The 17,625-nt window shown below is 29.3% G+C and carries 16 protein-coding genes; 4 read left to right on the top strand and 12 right to left on the bottom strand.

The window, feature by feature from the left end; all coding sequences use genetic code 11:
* The first annotated feature begins 339 nt into the window (after window positions 1–339).
* Window positions 340–2,886 (top strand): phosphoenolpyruvate carboxylase, encoded by a 2,547-nt coding sequence (locus tag ACN0WB_RS08110; RefSeq protein WP_417430694.1) that lies wholly within the window; start codon window positions 340–342, stop codon window positions 2,884–2,886.
* A gap of 27 nt (window positions 2,887–2,913) precedes the next feature.
* Here ACN0WB_RS08110 and ACN0WB_RS08105 read toward each other — a convergent pair whose 3' ends face one another.
* The 6 genes from ACN0WB_RS08105 to ACN0WB_RS08080 form a co-directional block, all read right to left on the bottom strand.
* Window positions 2,914–3,681, bottom strand: a complete 768-nt coding sequence (locus tag ACN0WB_RS08105; RefSeq protein WP_417430636.1) for a TatD family hydrolase — start codon at window positions 3,679–3,681, stop codon at window positions 2,914–2,916.
* A 76-nt stretch (window positions 3,682–3,757) separates the two neighbouring features.
* Window positions 3,758–4,708: a GSCFA domain-containing protein gene (locus ACN0WB_RS08100; RefSeq protein WP_417430634.1), complete on the bottom strand. Its 951-nt coding sequence runs from the start codon at window positions 4,706–4,708 to the stop codon at window positions 3,758–3,760.
* Between the two features lie 19 nt (window positions 4,709–4,727).
* The gene (locus ACN0WB_RS08095; RefSeq protein WP_417430692.1) at window positions 4,728–5,699 is read right to left on the bottom strand and encodes a polyprenyl synthetase family protein; all 972 of its coding nucleotides are present in this window, start codon (window positions 5,697–5,699) and stop codon (window positions 4,728–4,730) included.
* Between the two features lie 102 nt (window positions 5,700–5,801).
* A complete protein-coding gene (locus ACN0WB_RS08090; RefSeq protein ID WP_417430632.1) occupies window positions 5,802–6,941 on the bottom strand; it encodes an anion permease in 1,140 nt (379 codons plus the stop codon).
* A gap of 30 nt (window positions 6,942–6,971) precedes the next feature.
* Window positions 6,972–7,610 (bottom strand): DUF47 domain-containing protein, encoded by a 639-nt coding sequence (locus tag ACN0WB_RS08085; protein ID WP_417430630.1) that lies wholly within the window; start codon window positions 7,608–7,610, stop codon window positions 6,972–6,974.
* Window positions 7,611–7,784: 174 nt separating this feature from the next.
* Window positions 7,785–9,530, bottom strand: coding sequence for a DEAD/DEAH box helicase (locus ACN0WB_RS08080; protein ID WP_417430628.1), 1,746 nt, complete (start codon window positions 9,528–9,530; stop codon window positions 7,785–7,787).
* Window positions 9,531–9,672: 142 nt separating this feature from the next.
* On the opposite strand from ACN0WB_RS08080, the gene ACN0WB_RS08075 reads away from it, so the two are divergent.
* On the top strand, window positions 9,673–10,350 hold the full coding sequence (locus tag ACN0WB_RS08075) for a DUF2461 domain-containing protein (protein WP_417430626.1): 678 nt from the start codon (window positions 9,673–9,675) through the stop codon (window positions 10,348–10,350).
* A 142-nt stretch (window positions 10,351–10,492) separates the two neighbouring features.
* On the opposite strand, the gene ACN0WB_RS08070 is transcribed toward ACN0WB_RS08075, so the two are convergent.
* Both ACN0WB_RS08070 and ACN0WB_RS08065 read right to left on the bottom strand, forming a co-directional pair.
* A complete protein-coding gene (locus ACN0WB_RS08070; RefSeq protein WP_417430624.1) occupies window positions 10,493–11,011 on the bottom strand; it encodes a TlpA family protein disulfide reductase in 519 nt (172 codons plus the stop codon).
* Between the two features lie 12 nt (window positions 11,012–11,023).
* Window positions 11,024–12,649, bottom strand: coding sequence for an alpha-amylase family glycosyl hydrolase (locus tag ACN0WB_RS08065; protein ID WP_417430622.1), 1,626 nt, complete (start codon window positions 12,647–12,649; stop codon window positions 11,024–11,026).
* Window positions 12,650–12,767: 118 nt separating this feature from the next.
* Here ACN0WB_RS08065 and ACN0WB_RS08060 point away from each other — a divergent pair, with 118 nt between their 5' ends.
* Entirely contained in the window at window positions 12,768–13,571 is an 804-nt protein-coding gene (locus ACN0WB_RS08060; protein WP_417430620.1) for an FkbM family methyltransferase, read from the top strand.
* Complete coding sequence (locus tag ACN0WB_RS08055; RefSeq protein ID WP_417430618.1) at window positions 13,568–15,046, top strand: lipopolysaccharide biosynthesis protein; 1,479 nt, start codon at window positions 13,568–13,570, stop codon at window positions 15,044–15,046. The genes ACN0WB_RS08060 and ACN0WB_RS08055 overlap by 4 nt, the downstream gene beginning before the upstream one ends.
* Before the next feature lie 88 nt (window positions 15,047–15,134).
* On the opposite strand, the gene ACN0WB_RS08050 is transcribed toward ACN0WB_RS08055, so the two are convergent.
* From ACN0WB_RS08050 to ACN0WB_RS08035, 4 genes are read right to left on the bottom strand one after another with little or no spacing between them, the layout of a single operon-like run.
* A complete protein-coding gene (locus ACN0WB_RS08050; RefSeq protein ID WP_417430616.1) occupies window positions 15,135–16,202 on the bottom strand; it encodes a hypothetical protein in 1,068 nt (355 codons plus the stop codon).
* A complete protein-coding gene (locus tag ACN0WB_RS08045; RefSeq protein ID WP_417430614.1) occupies window positions 16,199–17,041 on the bottom strand; it encodes a glycosyltransferase family 2 protein in 843 nt (280 codons plus the stop codon). The genes ACN0WB_RS08050 and ACN0WB_RS08045 overlap by 4 nt, the downstream gene beginning before the upstream one ends.
* Window positions 17,042–17,046: 5 nt before the next feature.
* A complete protein-coding gene (locus ACN0WB_RS08040; RefSeq protein WP_417430612.1) occupies window positions 17,047–17,370 on the bottom strand; it encodes a type II toxin-antitoxin system RelE/ParE family toxin in 324 nt (107 codons plus the stop codon).
* On the bottom strand, window positions 17,367–17,597 hold the full coding sequence (locus ACN0WB_RS08035; protein ID WP_417430610.1) for a hypothetical protein: 231 nt from the start codon (window positions 17,595–17,597) through the stop codon (window positions 17,367–17,369). The genes ACN0WB_RS08040 and ACN0WB_RS08035 overlap by 4 nt, the downstream gene beginning before the upstream one ends.
* Window positions 17,598–17,625 lie beyond the last annotated feature (28 nt).

Here is a 17,625-nt window from a genome sequence, read left to right as displayed (position 1 = left end):
GTTCTGCGCGTCATTGCGAGTGTTGCAAAGCAATCTGTTGAATAATCGAAAAATAATTTTGGAGCAAGGCGGTTTCACTTTTTTCGACCTTTCAGCGCGCTGTTCATTCCAATCTTTTTGTCATTGCGAGGAACGAAGAAGTCCGATGAAACTTTTTCGCAATCGCAATAACAAAAAGGATTTTCCCTTCCATCACGGCTATGTTGAACGGAAGTTCATAAAATTAGTGAAGTTCTTTGCTTAGATTCCTACGGAATGACAAACATTATGGTTGTATTCTGCAAAATACTTATTTCTAATGATTAATAATTTCATCAAGAATTTTCTTTAAATTTGATGATGCGAAACACAGACAGAAAAGAAAAATTCCGGCAGATTGTAGAGAATAAATTTCAAATTTACAACTCACTTTTTATGAGTTTGCCATATGATAAAATGAGTAATATCGGGATGTTGCTGCCATTTTTATATGAAGAAAGCAAAGAAGGTTATGAAGCTGGAAAAACTCCCGAAGATATTTTGGATTCTTTTTTTGCGAATCATACGCATCTTAAAACCGAAGATGAAAAATTAGAATTACTATTTAAAATTATACAATATATCGAAAGACAAGTGGTGCTTTTTGACAGTATTGAAGATGCTGCTTTTCCTTCTTTGCATTCAGAATCTGATGCGGGAACTGTGCAAAATATTTTTGATCGTGCATCTCAACAAAATTGTTTGCCACAAGTAAGAGAAAAATTAAATCAATTTGGTGTGAAAGTAGTTTTCACGGCTCATCCTACGCAATTTTATCCCAATTCTGTACAGCGAATTTTACACGATTTGAAAACACAAATTACCGCAGATTCAGTTACACAAATCGATTTGCTTTTGCAACAATTGGGAAAAACACCATTTTTAAATAAAGAAAAACCGACGCCTTTAGATGAAGCGATGAGTATTATTTATTATTTGCGCTACATTTATTACGATACTTTAGGCGAACTTTTTACGGAAATAAAATCTCTTTTTAAAACTGAGGGATTTCATCTAAATGAAGATTTATTTCAATTGGGATTTTGGCCAGGTGGAGACAGAGACGGAAATCCTTTCGTAACTGCAGAAATCACAAAGAAAGTTGCCGAAGAACTTCATGTTTCTATTTTGAAATCTTATTACAGTCATTTAAAATATGTGAGAAGAAGATTGAGTTTCAGTGGAGTGGCAGAAATATTAGAAAAATTAAGCAATAAATTATATGACGCCATTTTTAAAGAAGAATGTGATATTACTTCAGAAGAATTAATTACAGAAATTGATAAAGCTGAACAGATTTTAATCTTAAAACACAAAGGACTTTTCAGAGGTTTACTTGATAATTTTCGTGATAGAATCAGGATTTTTGGGACTCATTTTGCGAGTTTAGATATAAGACAAGACAGCAGAATTTTGCAAAAAGTAATTGATTTTATTATTTCAAAAAGTGATATTTCTAACGGAGAAAATTTTACAGAAAGAGAAAAATTTAATTATTTAATTGAGCACAAACCGTATCTAAACTACGAAAAATGGGAAGATGAAATGGCGAAAGATACTTTGAAAACGGTCTCTCAAATTACAGAAATTCAAGCGAAAAACGGAGAACGCGGAATGAACCGATTTATCATTTCTAATGCAGAAACAGTGCAAGATGTGATGAATGTTTTAGCTTTTTTTAAAGTTTGTCAATATAAAGATGAAGTCATAAAAATAGACATTATTCCTCTTTTTGAAACCATGGAAGGAATGGGAAATGCAGAAAGTGTAATGGCTGAATTGTATGAAAACCCGTTCTACAAAAGACATTTAGAACGCCGCGGAAATCAACAAACTATAATGCTTGGTTTTTCAGACGGTACAAAAGACGGCGGTTATTTAAAGGCGAATTGGGAAATTTTCACTACCAAAGAAAGACTCACAAAAATTTCAGAAAAATATGGGATTAAAGTTATTTTCTTCGACGGTCGCGGCGGTCCACCTGCGAGAGGCGGCGGAAAAACACATGATTTTTATGCGTCTCAAGGAAAAACTATTGCAAATAATAAAATAGAATTAACAATCCAAGGTCAAACGATAACAAGTGTTTTTGGAAATAAAGAACAGGCAAAATTTAATTTTGAACAGCTTCTGACCGCAGGAATTGAAAATGATGTTTTTGAAAATTCTAAAAAAAATATAAGTGAAAATGAACGAAACTTATTTATACAATTAGCCAGTTTAAGTTTTGAAAAATACTCATCTTTAAAAGCAAATCCTTTATTTGTGCCTTATTTACAAGAAATGAGTACTTTGGAATATTATGCAAAATCTAATATTGGAAGCCGTCCCACAAAAAGAGGAAGTGGTTCTGAACTAAAATTTGAAGATTTACGCGCGATTCCTTTCGTGGGAAGTTGGTCTCAATTAAAACAAAATGTTCCAGGATTTTTTGGTGTCGGAACTGCTTTGCAAAATTTTAAAAATGAAGGAAAATTTAATGATGTAAAAGCATTATATGCAGGTTCTGATTTTTTTAAAGCATTGATTTTAAATAGTATGATGAGTTTAAGTAAATCTTATTTTCCGCTCACTTCTTACATGAAAAATGATAAAAAATATGGTGATTTTTGGCAAATTTTATTTGATGAATATGAACTTTCAAAAAATTTGATGTTAGAATTAACTGGTTTTACTGAACTTATGCAAGAAGAGCCTATTTCTAAAAAATCTGTTGAAATAAGAGAAAAAATTGTTTTGCCGCTTTTAAGCATTCAACAATATGCATTAATTAAAATCAAAAAAAATACGGAAAACAAAGAGGCTTTTGAAAAATTAGTGATGCGTTCGTTATTTGGAAACATTAATGCGAGTCGGAATTCTGCTTAATTTTCAATATTTTTTTTTAAAATTAAATTAAATCTTTGAAAAAATTTTCTCAGCGTTTTCTGTGGTAATTTGGTCAATTTCAGCAAAAGTTTTTCCGTAAATATCAACTAATTTCCCTACAACCAAATCTAGATAAGAACTTTCATTTCTTTTTCCTCTAAATGGAACTGGTGCGAGATAAGGAGAATCTGTTTCTAAAACTATTTTATCTAAAGGAATTTCATTTAAAAATTGGTCAATTTTACCATTTTTAAAAGTCACTACTCCACCAATTCCCAGAGAAAAACCAAGATTTATGGCGCGTTTTGCTTGGTCTAAAGCGCCTGAAAAACAATGAAAAATCCCTCGTAATTTTTCGCATTTTTTATTTTCTAAAACTGCAAAAGTTTCATCAAAACTATTTCTTGTGTGAATCACAATAGGTAAATCATATTGAATTGCCCAATCAATTTGTTGCTCAAAAGCTTTGATCTGAATATCTAAAGTGGTTTTGTCCCAATACAAATCAATTCCAATTTCTCCAATTGCGGGAAATTTTCTTTGCTTTAAATAATTTTCTACAATTTCTAATTCTTTATCCCAACTTTCAGGTTTCACATAACACGGATGTAAACCAACCATAGAGAAAATTTGTTCGGGATATTCTGCTTCCAAATCAAACATTTTTTGGTGTGTTTCGGAGTTAATTGCTGGAAGAAAAAACTTTGAAACACCTTTTGAAAGGGCTCTTTCAATCATTTCATTTCTGTCGTCATCAAATTCTTCGGAATATAAATGGGTGTGTGTGTCAATCATTTTTCTAAATTGTAAAAGCGTAAAGTTGTTGCGATGAAAAGTTAAAATGTATATTTCTAAAGAAAATTTAATTAAACTAAAAAATCTTATGCTTCACTTTTTCCTGTTGCGAGGCAATTTTCAATTTTAATTTCTCTTGAAATTCCAAATATTTCGGATTTTTTAAATCGTCAGTTTTGTGTTCTAAAGCTTTTTTAATTTTTAAATTTTCTGCTACAAAACTTTTACATTCTTCACTAAAATAAGAGTTCCCAAATTTTTCCCAAATGTATTGAATGGCTTGCGAATTGGGATGAATTAAATCCTCTTTATAAAAACGGTAATCTCGCAAATCGTCTATCATAATTTCATAAATCGGTAAATAAGTGCAATTTTCTTCCGTAGAAATTACTTCATGTAAAGCATTAAATAATTTAGATTTACTTAATTGGTTTTCTACAATGCCATCTTTGGTGTGACGAACCGGCGAAATACTAAATAAAATCTGAACATTTTCTGGACAAATATCTTTTAATAAAGAAATACTTTCGGAAATAGAATCACACAATTCCAAATGCGTTAAATATCGTTTTTCAAAATATTTTGATGGAATTTTATGGCAATTGGCTACTAATTTTTTCTTTGGTAAAAATTCATAAATAAAAGATGTTCCATAAGTAATAATTACGAAATCTGTCTTCTTTAAAAATTCATTACTCTGTTGAATTTGATGATTGATAAAATCCAAAGTCTGATGCGAAAACCGAGAATTAAAAGAAGAATTATGGTCTAATGAAATATAATAATCATTAAATTTAATTAAATCTTCTTCAGAATAAAATTCAGCATTATGGATTTTGCTTAATGCCTTATTAATCGAAAAGGGATTAAAAAGTGTTCCAAATGGATTGTTGAAATTCTGCAATTGTCCATCTTGTAAAAGCGTAGAAATTTCTGTGGCAAAACAAGAACCAATACTAAAAATATGAGAATTTAAATTTATTTTTTGCTCGGAATTTTGAAGATTAACTTCAGTACGGAATTTCATGATTTTAATTAAATAAAAATTAAACTTCTCTCTTCAAAAGATAGTTTGCAAGCTCTATAAAAGGTTTCTTTTTTTCATCAGAAACATCAATTTTATGTAAAAACTCTTGAGCAATATGATTGTGTTTTTGTATTAATTGCAACACTTTTTCTTCTACTCTTGTTCTTCTGAAAATTTTCTCAACTCCGTGAATTTTATCAATGTTATCGGTTTTTTTAGAATACCAATATTTTAATTCTTCACGCTCTTCTGATGTTCCAAATTCTAACGCATATTGATACAGAACTGTTTTTTTATTTTCATAAATATCACCTGCATGTTTTTTTCCAAATTGCTCCATATTTCCATAAACATCTAGATAATCATCCATAATTTGAAACGCAATTCCAACATGTTTTCCAAAATTAAATAAATGTTTCGCATCTGTAAAATTGGCACCTGCAATTACTGCTCCAATTTCAAAAGACGAAGCACTCAAAACGCCTGTTTTATAGGTAATCATTCTAATATAATCATCAAAACTTACGTTGCTATCTGTTTCAAAATTAATATCATATTGTTGTCCTTCGCAAAGAAGTAAACCTGTATGCGTAAAAATTCTGACGCAAGCTTTGTATAATTCTGGTTCTAAATCTTCAAAAAATTTATATGCTTTTAGAAGCAATCCATCTCCAGAAAGAATTCCTACGTTAATTCCATGTAGCGTATGAATTGTTGGTTTATTTCTTCGCAGCGGTGCTTCGTCCATAATATCATCATGGATTAAAGTAAAATTATGAAAAAACTCAATTGCTAAAGCTGGTTTGATTGCTTTTTCAGGATCGCCACCAAATAAGTCATTTCCCATTAAAACCATAATTGGGCGTAATCTTTTGCCTCCATGACTTATTATATAGTTCATCGGCGAATACAATTCTTTGGGATTATCTTTGAAGGTGTATTTTTCTATCGCCTTCGAAACTATTTGTTGGTATTGATCCAAAAATTCCATAAATGCTTTTGTTTGTTGCAAAAATACGATTTTTAAAAATTTTTAAAAGAAAAAAACTTTGCCAATAATTGACAAAGTTTTGAATATTTTGAATATAAATTTTTAGAAATAACTCACTGCTAAATAAGTAAAAGCAGCAACAATTGCACTAATAGGAATTGTTAAAACCCATGCCCAAAGCAAACTTACAGTAATTCCCCATCTGACAGCAGAAACTCTTTTCGTTAAACCTACTCCAATAATTGAACCTGTAATTGTATGCGTTGTAGAAACTGGAATTCCCAAATGATCTGTTATAAACAAAGTTAAAGCTCCTGCAGTTTCTGCGGCAACTCCTTCTAAAGGTGTTACTTTTGTAATTCTAGTTCCCATGGTTTTTATAATTTTCCAACCACCACTCATTGTTCCTAAACCTATTGCAACAAAGGAAACAATCGGAACCCACAGATAATGTTCAGCAAAAAAATTAAAACGATCTGCAACGGCTAAATTTAAATAAACAGGATCTGAAATCATATTTACATGATAATAAATAATTGCTGCACCAATAATTCCCATTACTTTTTGAGCATCATTTAAACCATGTCCTAAACTAAAAAGTGCACTAGAAGCTAACTGTAATTTTTTAAAAGCAAGTTCTGCTTTATGTGGATTGCTTTTCTTAAAAAGACTCACAATTATTAAAGTTATGATTACAGAAATTACCATTCCAATTATCGGAGCTAAAAATATAAATAGAAATATAGGAATTACAACTTTAAACTTGACGACATTTTGAGTAAATAATTGTTTTAAAGCTCCAATCAAATTCTCCCAAATTGTAATATCGGGTTGTGAAATTGCAATCTGATGATAATCTAACATAAAAGCGTGCATTAATGCGGCTCCTAAAAAACCGCCAATCAAAGTATGAGAGGAAGAGGAAGGAATTCCAAACCACCACGTTAATAAATTCCACAAAATTGCGGCAATTAAACCAGAAAAAATCACGTGTAAATTAATAAAATCTTCATTTACTGTTTTTGCAATTGTATTACCAATTTTAAATTCACCGATAATATAGTAAGCAATAAAAAAAGCGGCAAAATTCCACACAGCCGCCCAAAGTACAGCTTGAAAAGGTGTTAAAACTTTAGTAGAAACAATGGTTGCAATGGAGTTTGCAGCATCATGAAACCCATTGATATAATCAAAAATTAGAGCTAAAATTACAATTATAGTAAGAAGTAAGGGAAATTCCATCCAAATAAAAATTTTGTTGAATAAGCGTTGTTAAGCGTATTTTATTAAAATATTGTCAATTGTATTTGCAACATCTTCTGCTTTGTCGGTAACAATTTCAAGATAATCTAAAACCGATTTTACTTTGATAATATTAATTGGATCATTAGTTTCAAAAAGTTTTACTAAAGCTTGGCTTAATACCTCATCTGCAATATTTTCAATACTATTTATTTTGATGCAACATTCTTTAACAACTGCAGGATTTTTAAATCCATCAAGATTGGAAATGGCAGTTTTTAATTCTACACAAGCTTTGTAAATTAAAAGAGAAAATTCAGAATAAGCTTTTGTTTCTGGGCTTTTATAAAGATAAATATATTTTGCAGAAGCGTAGATATAATCTGCAATATCATCTAAACCACTTGTTAAAACATTAATATCTTCTCTGTCAAAAGGCGTGATAAAATTTTCTCCTAATTGTACAAATATTTCGTGTGTTAAATCATCCAATTTGTGCTCATAATCGCTCATTTTTTTCAATAATGTATCATCGTTCAAGTCAAAATCCATCATTCCATCATGAAATTCTTTTGACATATCTACTAAATGATCTGCAACCTTGTTAAACAAAACAAAAAAAACTTTGTCTTTTGGTTGAAAAGCACGAAAAATGTTACCTATTCCCATTTTTAATTTTTTAATACTACAAATATCTTTATTTTGATTTTTAAAAAAAGCAAAACAGTATTAAGTTTTGTTAACAATAAAAAAAATTATCCACATAAATTTTATTTGAACTTAATTCAAAAAAAAATCTCAACAAATAACTATTGAGATTTTAAATGTAAAATTTAAATTATATTATTTGCCTGCAACTTCTGCACGCGCATCTTTTCCTTTAAATTTTTGAGTTTCCATTCCTTTTAGAACGGTATCTTTAAAAGCTTTTTCAACTTCAAAAAAGGAGAATTTTTCTAAAATTTCAATATTACCGATGTCGGCTTTTTTACGCGAACCTTCTGTCGCTTTATTGATAATATCCAAAACGTCCATTTTTTTCAAGTTATCTCTTTTTCCAAGATTAAAGAAAAATCGCACCATATCTTCATTATTTCTTCTTGGTCCGCGTTCTCTTCTTTCTCCACGATCACCTCCTCTGTCATTAGAAAACCGATCACTACTTCTTCTATCATCTCCTCTTCCACGGTCTCTATCTCTTCCGCGGTCTCTATCTCTATCTCTTCCTCTATCACGATCTCTTCTGTCTCCACGATCATCTTTACTGAATTTTTGATCTGCCATATCATTTTTATCTTTATAAAAAAGAGCAAGATCTTTCAGTTGAAGTTGAAGCATTTGATGTACCAATTCTTCTTTTGTGAATTTAGATAAATCAGGAATTAAACTATCGTCGAATGTAAAAACATTCACATCTTCTGTTAATAATTTTTCAAAAACTCCACCCACTTGTGCTTTTATAATTTCTTCACCAGTTGGAACTTTTTTCTCAACAATATCAATTTTTGTAGAAGATTTTATTTGTTTTAATTTTCTACTTTCTTCAGGTTTAATTAAAGACATAGAAATTCCGCCTTTTCCTGCACGACCTGTTCTTCCACTTCTGTGAACAAAAACTTCCGGATCGTCCGGTAAAGAAAAATGAATAACGTGCGTTAAAGAATCTACATCTAATCCTCTCGCAGCAACATCAGTTGCTACTAAAATATCAATATTTTTTAACCGAAATTTTTTCATTACCGTATCTCTTTGCGCTTGGGAAAGATCGCCATGAAGCGCATCTGCAGCGTAACCGTTTTGCATTAAAAAATCTGCGATTTCTTGAGTTTCCATTCTAGTTCTACAGAAAATAATGGAATATTGATTTGGATTAAAATCAATTAATCTTTTTAAAGCTTCTTTTTTGTGTCTGTAACCAACAACGTAAAATTCGTGTTTAATGTTTTTCTTAACTTCATTGATATGACCCACAGAAATTCTGTGTGGATTGTTCAAATAATTTTTAGAAATTCGCTCTACCTCCTTATTCATGGTAGCCGAAAAAAGAAAAGTTTGTTTTGCAGAAGGCGTTTCACTTAAAATGGTTGCCAAATCTTCTTTAAAACCCATAGAAAGCATTTCATCTGCTTCATCCAAAACTAAGTATTGAATTTCGGAAAAATCAAGCGCTTTTCGGTTAATTAAATCAATTACACGACCTGGAGTTCCGACAATAATTTGGGGTTTGTCTCTCAAACTGCGTATTTGATCTGTAATACTACTTCCACCATAAACCGCGGTGGTTTTGATGTTTTGTTTGTATTTTGAGTAATTTTTTATGTCTTTCGTAATCTGAAGACATAATTCTCTAGTCGGACAAAGAACCAAGAATTGGATTTTGCGACTTGCATCATCAATCATATCCAAAATTGGCAAAGAAAATGCTGCAGTCTTTCCCGTCCCGGTTTGCGCAAGTGCAATCAGATCTCTGTCGTCTGAAAGTATAAAAGGAATTGACTGTTTTTGGACTTCTGTGGGGGTTTCAAAACCCATTTCTCCAATGGCCTTCAAAATTTCAGGGCTTAAATTGGATTCTGTAAATAAATTCATTAATTATATTAAATATTTTGCAAAGGTACAATTTTTATTAATGATAAATTTAAAGGGCTTTTATTAAGTTTTTGTTAAAATTAAAGTTAAAAAATTTACTTAGATTTATAATCATATAATTTAAAGCATTTATTATAAAATTATGTCACTCTTAATTTCAAAAAACACCTTTTTATTTCTGAACAGTCTAAAATTAAACAACAACCGCGAATGGTTTAATGAAAATAAAAATCTTTATTTAGAAGCGCAGGAAAATGTTCTTCTGTTTTTAGAAAAATTAATCGAATATATTTCAGAGTTTGATGAAGAAATTTTAAAAATTTCGGCTAAAAAAGCCTTGTTTAGAATTTACCGCGATGTGCGTTTTTCTTTAAATAAATCACCTTACAAAACACATTTTGGTGCAGGTTTAGGATTTGGCAAAGGCGGCAGAACTTCTGGTTTTTATTTGCACATCGAACCGGGCAATTCTTTTCTTGCAGGTGGCGCTTTTAGACCTGAAAAAGAAGTTTTAAAAAGTATCAGAACAAATATTAGTGAAAATCCTAAAGAATTTCTCAAAATCGTTAATGATAAAAATTTCAAAAAATATTTTACCGAATTATCGCAGGAAGACAAATTAAAAAGAATTCCACAAGGTTTTGAAAAAGAAAATCCGATGGCTGAATTTTTAAAATTAAAAAGTTTTATAGTAAGATATTCTTTAAAAGATGAAGATTTAATAACAATTTCAAGTGCAGAAAAAATTGCAGAAATCTGCCAAAAAATAAAACCGCTGAATGATTTTATAGAAAAATCGATAAATGTGAATGGTGAATAATTGTGAGCCGTAAATTTTAAAACCACAAAGTCAGAAAGAATAATATAAATAAAAATGGAAAAAGTTCATAAAGAATAAAATCTTCATGAACTTTAAATAGTAACTCTTTTCACAAAAATCTTTGTGACTTTGTGTTAATAAATTAATGTTTTGTTAATTCATTAATCGTTTTTTGAACTTCTGGATCGTCTGGAGTAATTGCATAATAATTTGCGATGTTTCCATTTTTGTCAATTACCATTAATCTAGGAATCCAGTTGAGTTCTACATAATCGTTAAATTTATTTTTCCAACCCGCAGAAAACCAATAATTTTCTTTTGATGATAACTCGTGTTTTTCTAAACCTTTCTTCCAAGCTTCAGAATTTCTATCCAAAGAAAAATATACAAAATCCACATTTGCATTCTTCGCAACTAGTTCTTTTGTTTTTGGCAAAGCTTTTATACAATCTTGACACCAACTCGCCCAAAAATCTATCACTAAAACTTTTCCCTTATGTTTTGCAATGATATCTGAAATTGGCAATTCATTACCATTTGTATCTGTTATTTTTTGCGAAACTGCATCTTTTGTGAATTCGGTTTTATTTACAGCAGGCGTTTTTTGTGAACAAGCCACAGAAAATATAAGTATGGTAAAAATTGAAATTAATTTTTTCATTTTGATAAATTTTTATTTAATCTTCTCCAAAAGTACAATATTGAAAGGAGAATCTACAACAATTTCACCATCAATCACTTTTGCATTTTTACCGGAATAAGCGTCGCGAAGTATCATTCCATTAGAAAAAACTTTAGAAACATTTACTTTTTTGACACCTAAATTCAAATCTAAACCAACAATTACTTTATCATCATTTAAAATTCTTGAAAACCAATACGGCGATTTTGAAAGCATTTCGTGTTTTCCTGCGCCAATTGAAGGATGATTGGCTCTAAATTTTCCCAATTTTTGATAATGCAGTAATAAATTTTTAGTTGAAGGATTTGTTTTTTCATCATCCCAATTCATATCAGATCGTAAATTAGCGTCACCTTCCGCACCTTTTATTTCTAAAGGTCTTGCACTTTCGTCACCATAATAAATTTGCGAAACGCCGGGAGAAAGTAATAATTTTGTTCCTGCTTCAAAAGTTCGGGTTCTGTTTTTATCAAACGGAGAACCATCGTCGTGAGAAGTAAGATAATTCAAAACACTTTTTCCTTTCAAATCTGAATGCAACAATTGGTCATATTTTGAAAATAATTCTTCATAACTTTTATTGACATCACTTTTAAAATCAAAATTAATTAAAGAATGAAAACCATTTTGGAAATAATTTACTTTTTTATCGCCAAAATTATAAAGTTGTTTTTGTGAAATTCCGTAGCCATAGACTTCACCCACTGTGAAAAAGGGCGCATTATCTAAAACTTTAGAGGGATTATTTTTTTTGTACGCTTTGAAATCATCTTGACAAACTTTATAGAAATCCTTCCATACATCTTCGTTCACGTGTTTAGCAGTATCGATCCGATAACCGTCAATACCAAATTCTAAAATATAATCAGAAAGCCATTTCATTATATAATATTTCGCTGCTTTTGGAAAATTATATTTTCTAAAAAAGACGTTTAAAGATTCCATTTCACTTTCATAACGTCCTTCTTTTTTCCATTTATCAGTCAACATTTTTGGAAGTTCAACTGGCGAATTATCTTCCGTTTTAATATCTGGTAAATTTGCCACCAAAGTACATTCCGTAGTATTTTTAAAATTATCATAAGTGCAAGTTGGCGAAGTTCGCACCCAATCATTCGGATAAACTGGATCTTCTGGTGTAACTGGACCAGTATGATTTATGACTGCATCCAAAACAATTCTAATTCCTTTTTTATGCGCTTTTTCTACTAATTCTTTCAACTCTTTTTTTGTACCAAAATTTGGATCTAAAGCTGACCAATCTTTCGTCCAATATCCGTGAAAAGCGTAAGTTTTTCCTGTTCCTTCATCTGTATAACCGTGAATTTGTTCTACAATTGGCGTTATCCAAATTGCATTTATTCCCAAATTTGAAAAATAATTATCATCAATCTTTTGAATTATTCCACGTAAATCGCCACCTTCAAAACCTCTCAAAACTGCGGCTTTTTCTGTTCTATTAAAATTAACATCATTGCTTTTATCTCCGTTTTTAAAACGATCCGTCATTAAAAAATAAAGATTTGCGCCGTCCCAATTAAATGCTTCTTTTGTTTTGGTTAAAGTTTTACAGGAACTTAAAACTGCCAAAAAAGCAATTAGAATCAATTTTTTCATAGTAGATTTTTAAAAGTGAAAGTTAATTATATTTCTTTAAAAGTCTTAATCAATAAGTTCAAAAATAAATTTTAACATTACTTTAACATTTCATATATTTGCTTCATAATTTCACTTTATGTCTTTATACGTTAGACTCGCCGAACAATTACAATTTATTTCACCCACTTTTTATAAAAGTCGGTATTTTAAAAAAATAGATGGTTTAAATTCGGAAAATTTAACATTAAGAAACATAGAACCAGAAATGCTTTGGCTAAAAAAATATTTAAAAAGAGATTTTGTTTTTTTTGATATTGGTTGTAATGTAGGAAGTTATTTAAGATTAGTTGAACCTCTTTTAAATTCAAAAAATATTTACGCTTTTGAACCCAACAAAAGACTTTTTTTAAGATTAAAACGTTTGTTTCCAAAAGTAAATTTGTTTAATACTGCACTTTCTGATGAAAATAAAATAGCAGAATTTAAAATTCCTGTTATAAAAGGACAGGAAAAAAATTCGCGCGGAACGCTTCGCATAGATTATTTTGAAAATAATGAAGAACGATTTATTAGTGAAAAAGTAAAAGTTAAAACTTTAGATTACTGGGTTGTAAATCAAAATATTTCAAAAATCGATATAATTAAAATTGACGTTGAAGGCAACGAAATGAAAACTTTGCGGGGCGCAAAAAATACAATTTTGAAATTTCAACCAGTTTTGTTAGTAGAAATGGAACAAAGACATCACACAGAAAATTTAAAAAATTTAGTTGAAGAGATTGAAAACTGGGGATTTAAAGCACATTTTCTAAATCGTAAAAGCTTCCAACTTGAAGTTATTTCTGATGAAATTTTTACCATTCAAAATTCTTTAATAATTGAAGATAAAATTTCTTATATCAATAATTTTATTTTCCTTCCAAATTCCGAAAAAGTATGAGTGTAATCGCGAGACAAGGTTTTAAATATTCCATTATCGGATATTTGGGTTTCCTTTTGGGAACGGTTTCAGCGATTTTTATTTTTCCCTATGACGTCAAATTTTATGGCAAACTGCGCTACATTATGCCAATGGCGGAAATTATTTTGCCTCTCGTTGTTTTCGGATTATCTTATTCTAACGTTAAATTTTTCTTCTCTACAAAAAATGATGGAAAACATCAAAACTTATTGTCATTAAGTTTAGTTGCGGTTTCTATTAATTTTTTAATATTTATTTGTGGATTTTTTCTTGCAGCTCATTTTTTTCCGGAGATAAAAGACAGCCAACTTTGGAAAATGAAATTATTGATTTTACCCTTGGTTTTGGTGTTGGGTTTAAGCACAGTTTTCAACAAATATATTTCAAATTTTAAAAGAATTGTCGTTCCAAATATAATAGATAATTTCCTGCCAAAAATAGCAAATTTAGGCGCTTTTGTTCTCTTTTTCTTTCTTGCATTTCCAGAAAAATGGGCACTTTATTTCTTTTTTGGAATCTTCGTTTTAGGTCTCATTGCGTATTATATTTACGCTAATAAATTAGAAAAATTTACACCAGATTTTTCCACTAAATATTTTAAAAAAGACAAACTTTACAAGAAAATCTTCACTTATAGTTTCTATGGATTTTTAGGAAATATCGGCACTTACATTGCGCTAAGAATTGATAATGTGATGATTGGTGATTATCTTGGCTTTGAAGAAAACGGAGTTTACAGTACATTACTCGCTATTATTTCGCTTATTAGTATTCCATCTATGGGTTTATATGCGATTTCTGCGCCTTTAATTAATAAACATTTAGAATTAAAAGAATATGAAGAATTAGATATTTTTCATAAAAAAACTTCTCTCACTTTGTTCTTTTTAGGTTTAGTTTTATTCTCTTGTATTTGCGTAGGATTTCCCTTTCTAACGAGTCTGATGAAGAATGGCGAACTTTTTAAACAAGCCGAACCAGTTGTTTGGATTTTAGGAATTATGACGCTTTTTGATTTAGCAACAGGTTTTAATGGTTATGTTATTTCGTTATCAAAATTCTACAGATTCTCTACTTTTGTAATGGTGATTTTGGCTTTTGTAACAATTTCACTAAATCTTTATTTTATTAAAAATACCAATTTAGGATTATTGGGAGTTGCGATGGCAACTGCAATTTCACTCACTTTATTTAATATAATAAAAATTATTTTTAACTATTGGAAATTTAAAGTATTTCCTTTTACTATTGAAATGATTTATGCCACAATCATCGGAACTTCAGCAATTACTATAGCTGTTTTATTACCAGATTTTAAAAATAATTTTTTAAACTTAGTTTATAAACCTGGTTTGGTTTTACTCTTTTTCTTGGTTGGAAATCATTTCTTAAAAATATTTCCGATTGAGAAATATTTGAATAAAACCTTTCTGAAAAGCATTTTTAAATTCTAATTTTCTCGCAGATTTTCTTTGTGAAATTCTCTCACAAATTACTATTGCAGTTTAATCTGCTTCATTTGGAGAATCTGTGAGAGTAAATCTAAGTTAAATTCTTCAAAACTTTTTCAAATTCGTTTCTAATTTTTTCTTTATTAAATTGTCTTTGAAAATCAAAAGAATTTTCAGTTTTTAAATTTGAAATTTGAGATTCAATATTAATTTCTTCTTTTATAATAAAAGGTTTTGTAGAAAAATAAGTCTCAGAGAAAATAGCAGTTTTCCCATATTTAATGGCATCACCGATATTGCCCGACATTTTTGTTTCTCCGTAAATTTCTTTCTGACTAAAAAATTCTGTTTCATTTTGAACAGGACACCAAAGAAAATGGGCTCCATTCATATTCTCATCAAATTCCTTCGTGGAAACCTTTTCTGTAAAATATTTAATTGAAATATTTGTCGCTAATTTTTTTTCTAAATCCTTTAACCAAGTCAATTCTTTTCCATCTGCTTTTCCTAAAAATACAAATTGAAATTTCTCCAAAGTTTTGAATTCTGAAAGTTTGATAATTAAATTTTGATAATCTCTTCTTTTTTGCGAAACACTTCCAGGAATGACAATTTTAGTAATTTCAGTTTTAAGATTTTTATTAAATTTTGTAAAAAATAACGGCAAAAATTGAAGCATTTTCTTCTGATTTACTGATTTATTTTTAAGCAAATCTTCATCTAAAACCAGAAGATTTTTGGCGCTATCAAAAACTTTCGGTGCCCATAATAAGCCTTCTTTAAACAAAAGTTTTAATCGGTATTTTATCTCTTTTTTAAATATACTTTTAAATAAAGTGGCTTTTGAAATAGAACAAAAATTAAGATTATGGCAAATTATCGCTACATTATTCTCTTTAATTAATTTCAAATAAATATTGAAATCTCGATGAACTGTTCCAAGAATTACTAAATCATATTTTTCTGCGGAAATTTGCTTTAATATTTTATCTGCGGAAGTTTGAATTACCGTTTTATTTTCAACTAAATTTAATTGTGAAACTATTTTTGAAGCGAAATAAAAATCAACTTTAAATTGTTTAGAATCTTGCATTAATTCAAAGAAAATTCCGGCAATTTCTGCGTGTGTGTCTAATTCTATGAAAGCTATTTTTTTCAATTTTTAAAATTTTTCCACATTTCCTTCCAACGTAAATTTCTGATAAATTGTATCTCTTCTTTATTTATAATCAAATCATTTTTTTGATTTAAAAAGGATTTTGCTATAATAAAAAATTCGGAAATTGATTTATTTTTTAAGGAAGATTTTGCCGATGAAATCAACATTAATGGAAAACTTAATCCAATATTATAAAAATATTCTCCCAATTTTTTGGCTTTCTGAGTTTTATATTTAAACGCCGTTGGACGCAAATGTTTTACCCACAAATCTTTAATAGTAATAATTTCCCAATTATTTTTTTTAGCTAATAAAACATCCAAATTATCCCAACCTAAAACGGCACGAAGTCCGTTCATTTCTTCAAAACATTTTTTTCTGTAAGACTTTATCGGTCCACGAACGTGGTTTTTTGAAGATAAATTTTCAAAAATCCAGTCGTTATTTTTTTCAATATAAACCAAACCTGAAACCATTCCGGCTTTTGGATTTTGTTCATAAACTTTATTAATTTTTTCCAAATAATTATCCGGAAAAATAATATCTGAATCAAATTTACAAATGACATCAAAATCTTTTAAACCAATTTCATTTAAACCTTTATAAAAAGTTTGAACGACTTTTGCGCCCGGCTCGTGTGAGGATAATTTTAAATTTTGAATTTTAAATTTTAAATTTTGAGAAATAAAGTTTTCAACTATTTCCTGTGTTTTGTCAGTTGAACCATCATTTACAATGACACATTTAAAATCTTGGAAACTTTGTTTTTGCAAAGATTCTAAGCAAGAAAAAATAAATTCTTCTTCGTTATGTGCGGGAATTATGATGAGGAATTTCATTTATACTATTCTGAAATATTCTCCAATTTCAGAGGATTTTGTCTGCAATCAAAAACTTCATGTATTAAAATCTTCTTTTGCGAAACGTCAACAGAATAAATTATTTTGTAATTTATATAAACTAAATAGCGGTATTCTGATTTTCTATTTTCTAATAAAATTTCTTTCTGCCCGATGTATTGTGAATCTTTTAAAATTTCTGCACTTGAAATAATATCTTGGACTAATTTATTGGAAATTCTAATGTTTGCAACTTCCGAATAATATTTTCTAATATCTCGCAAACTTTTGCGTGATTGAAAAGACCAATGTAACTCAAAAGCAATCATCTAAACTCCTTTAGCAATTCTTCAGAAGTTACAAATCTTCCAGCCGCAAAATCTTTTTCCGATTGTTCAATTCTTTCATAAAATTCTTCTAAAGACATTGAAACTAAATCATTTTTAGACGTATTTTCTTTCAATAAATTTTCTAAATTTTTGATTAAAAATTCATCTTTGAGATTTAAAATCCTTTTAGCCAAATCTATTTTTCTAATATTTATATCTAATTCCATTTTATAAAATTTATTAACAAATATAAGA

Origin of the sequence: Halpernia sp., from assembly GCF_048269545.1 — a bacterium.
Taxonomy (GTDB): Bacteria; Bacteroidota; Bacteroidia; order Flavobacteriales; family Weeksellaceae; genus Halpernia.
The sequence above is the reverse complement of the archived record's forward strand: the minus strand, read 5'-3'. Positions and strand labels throughout refer to the sequence as shown.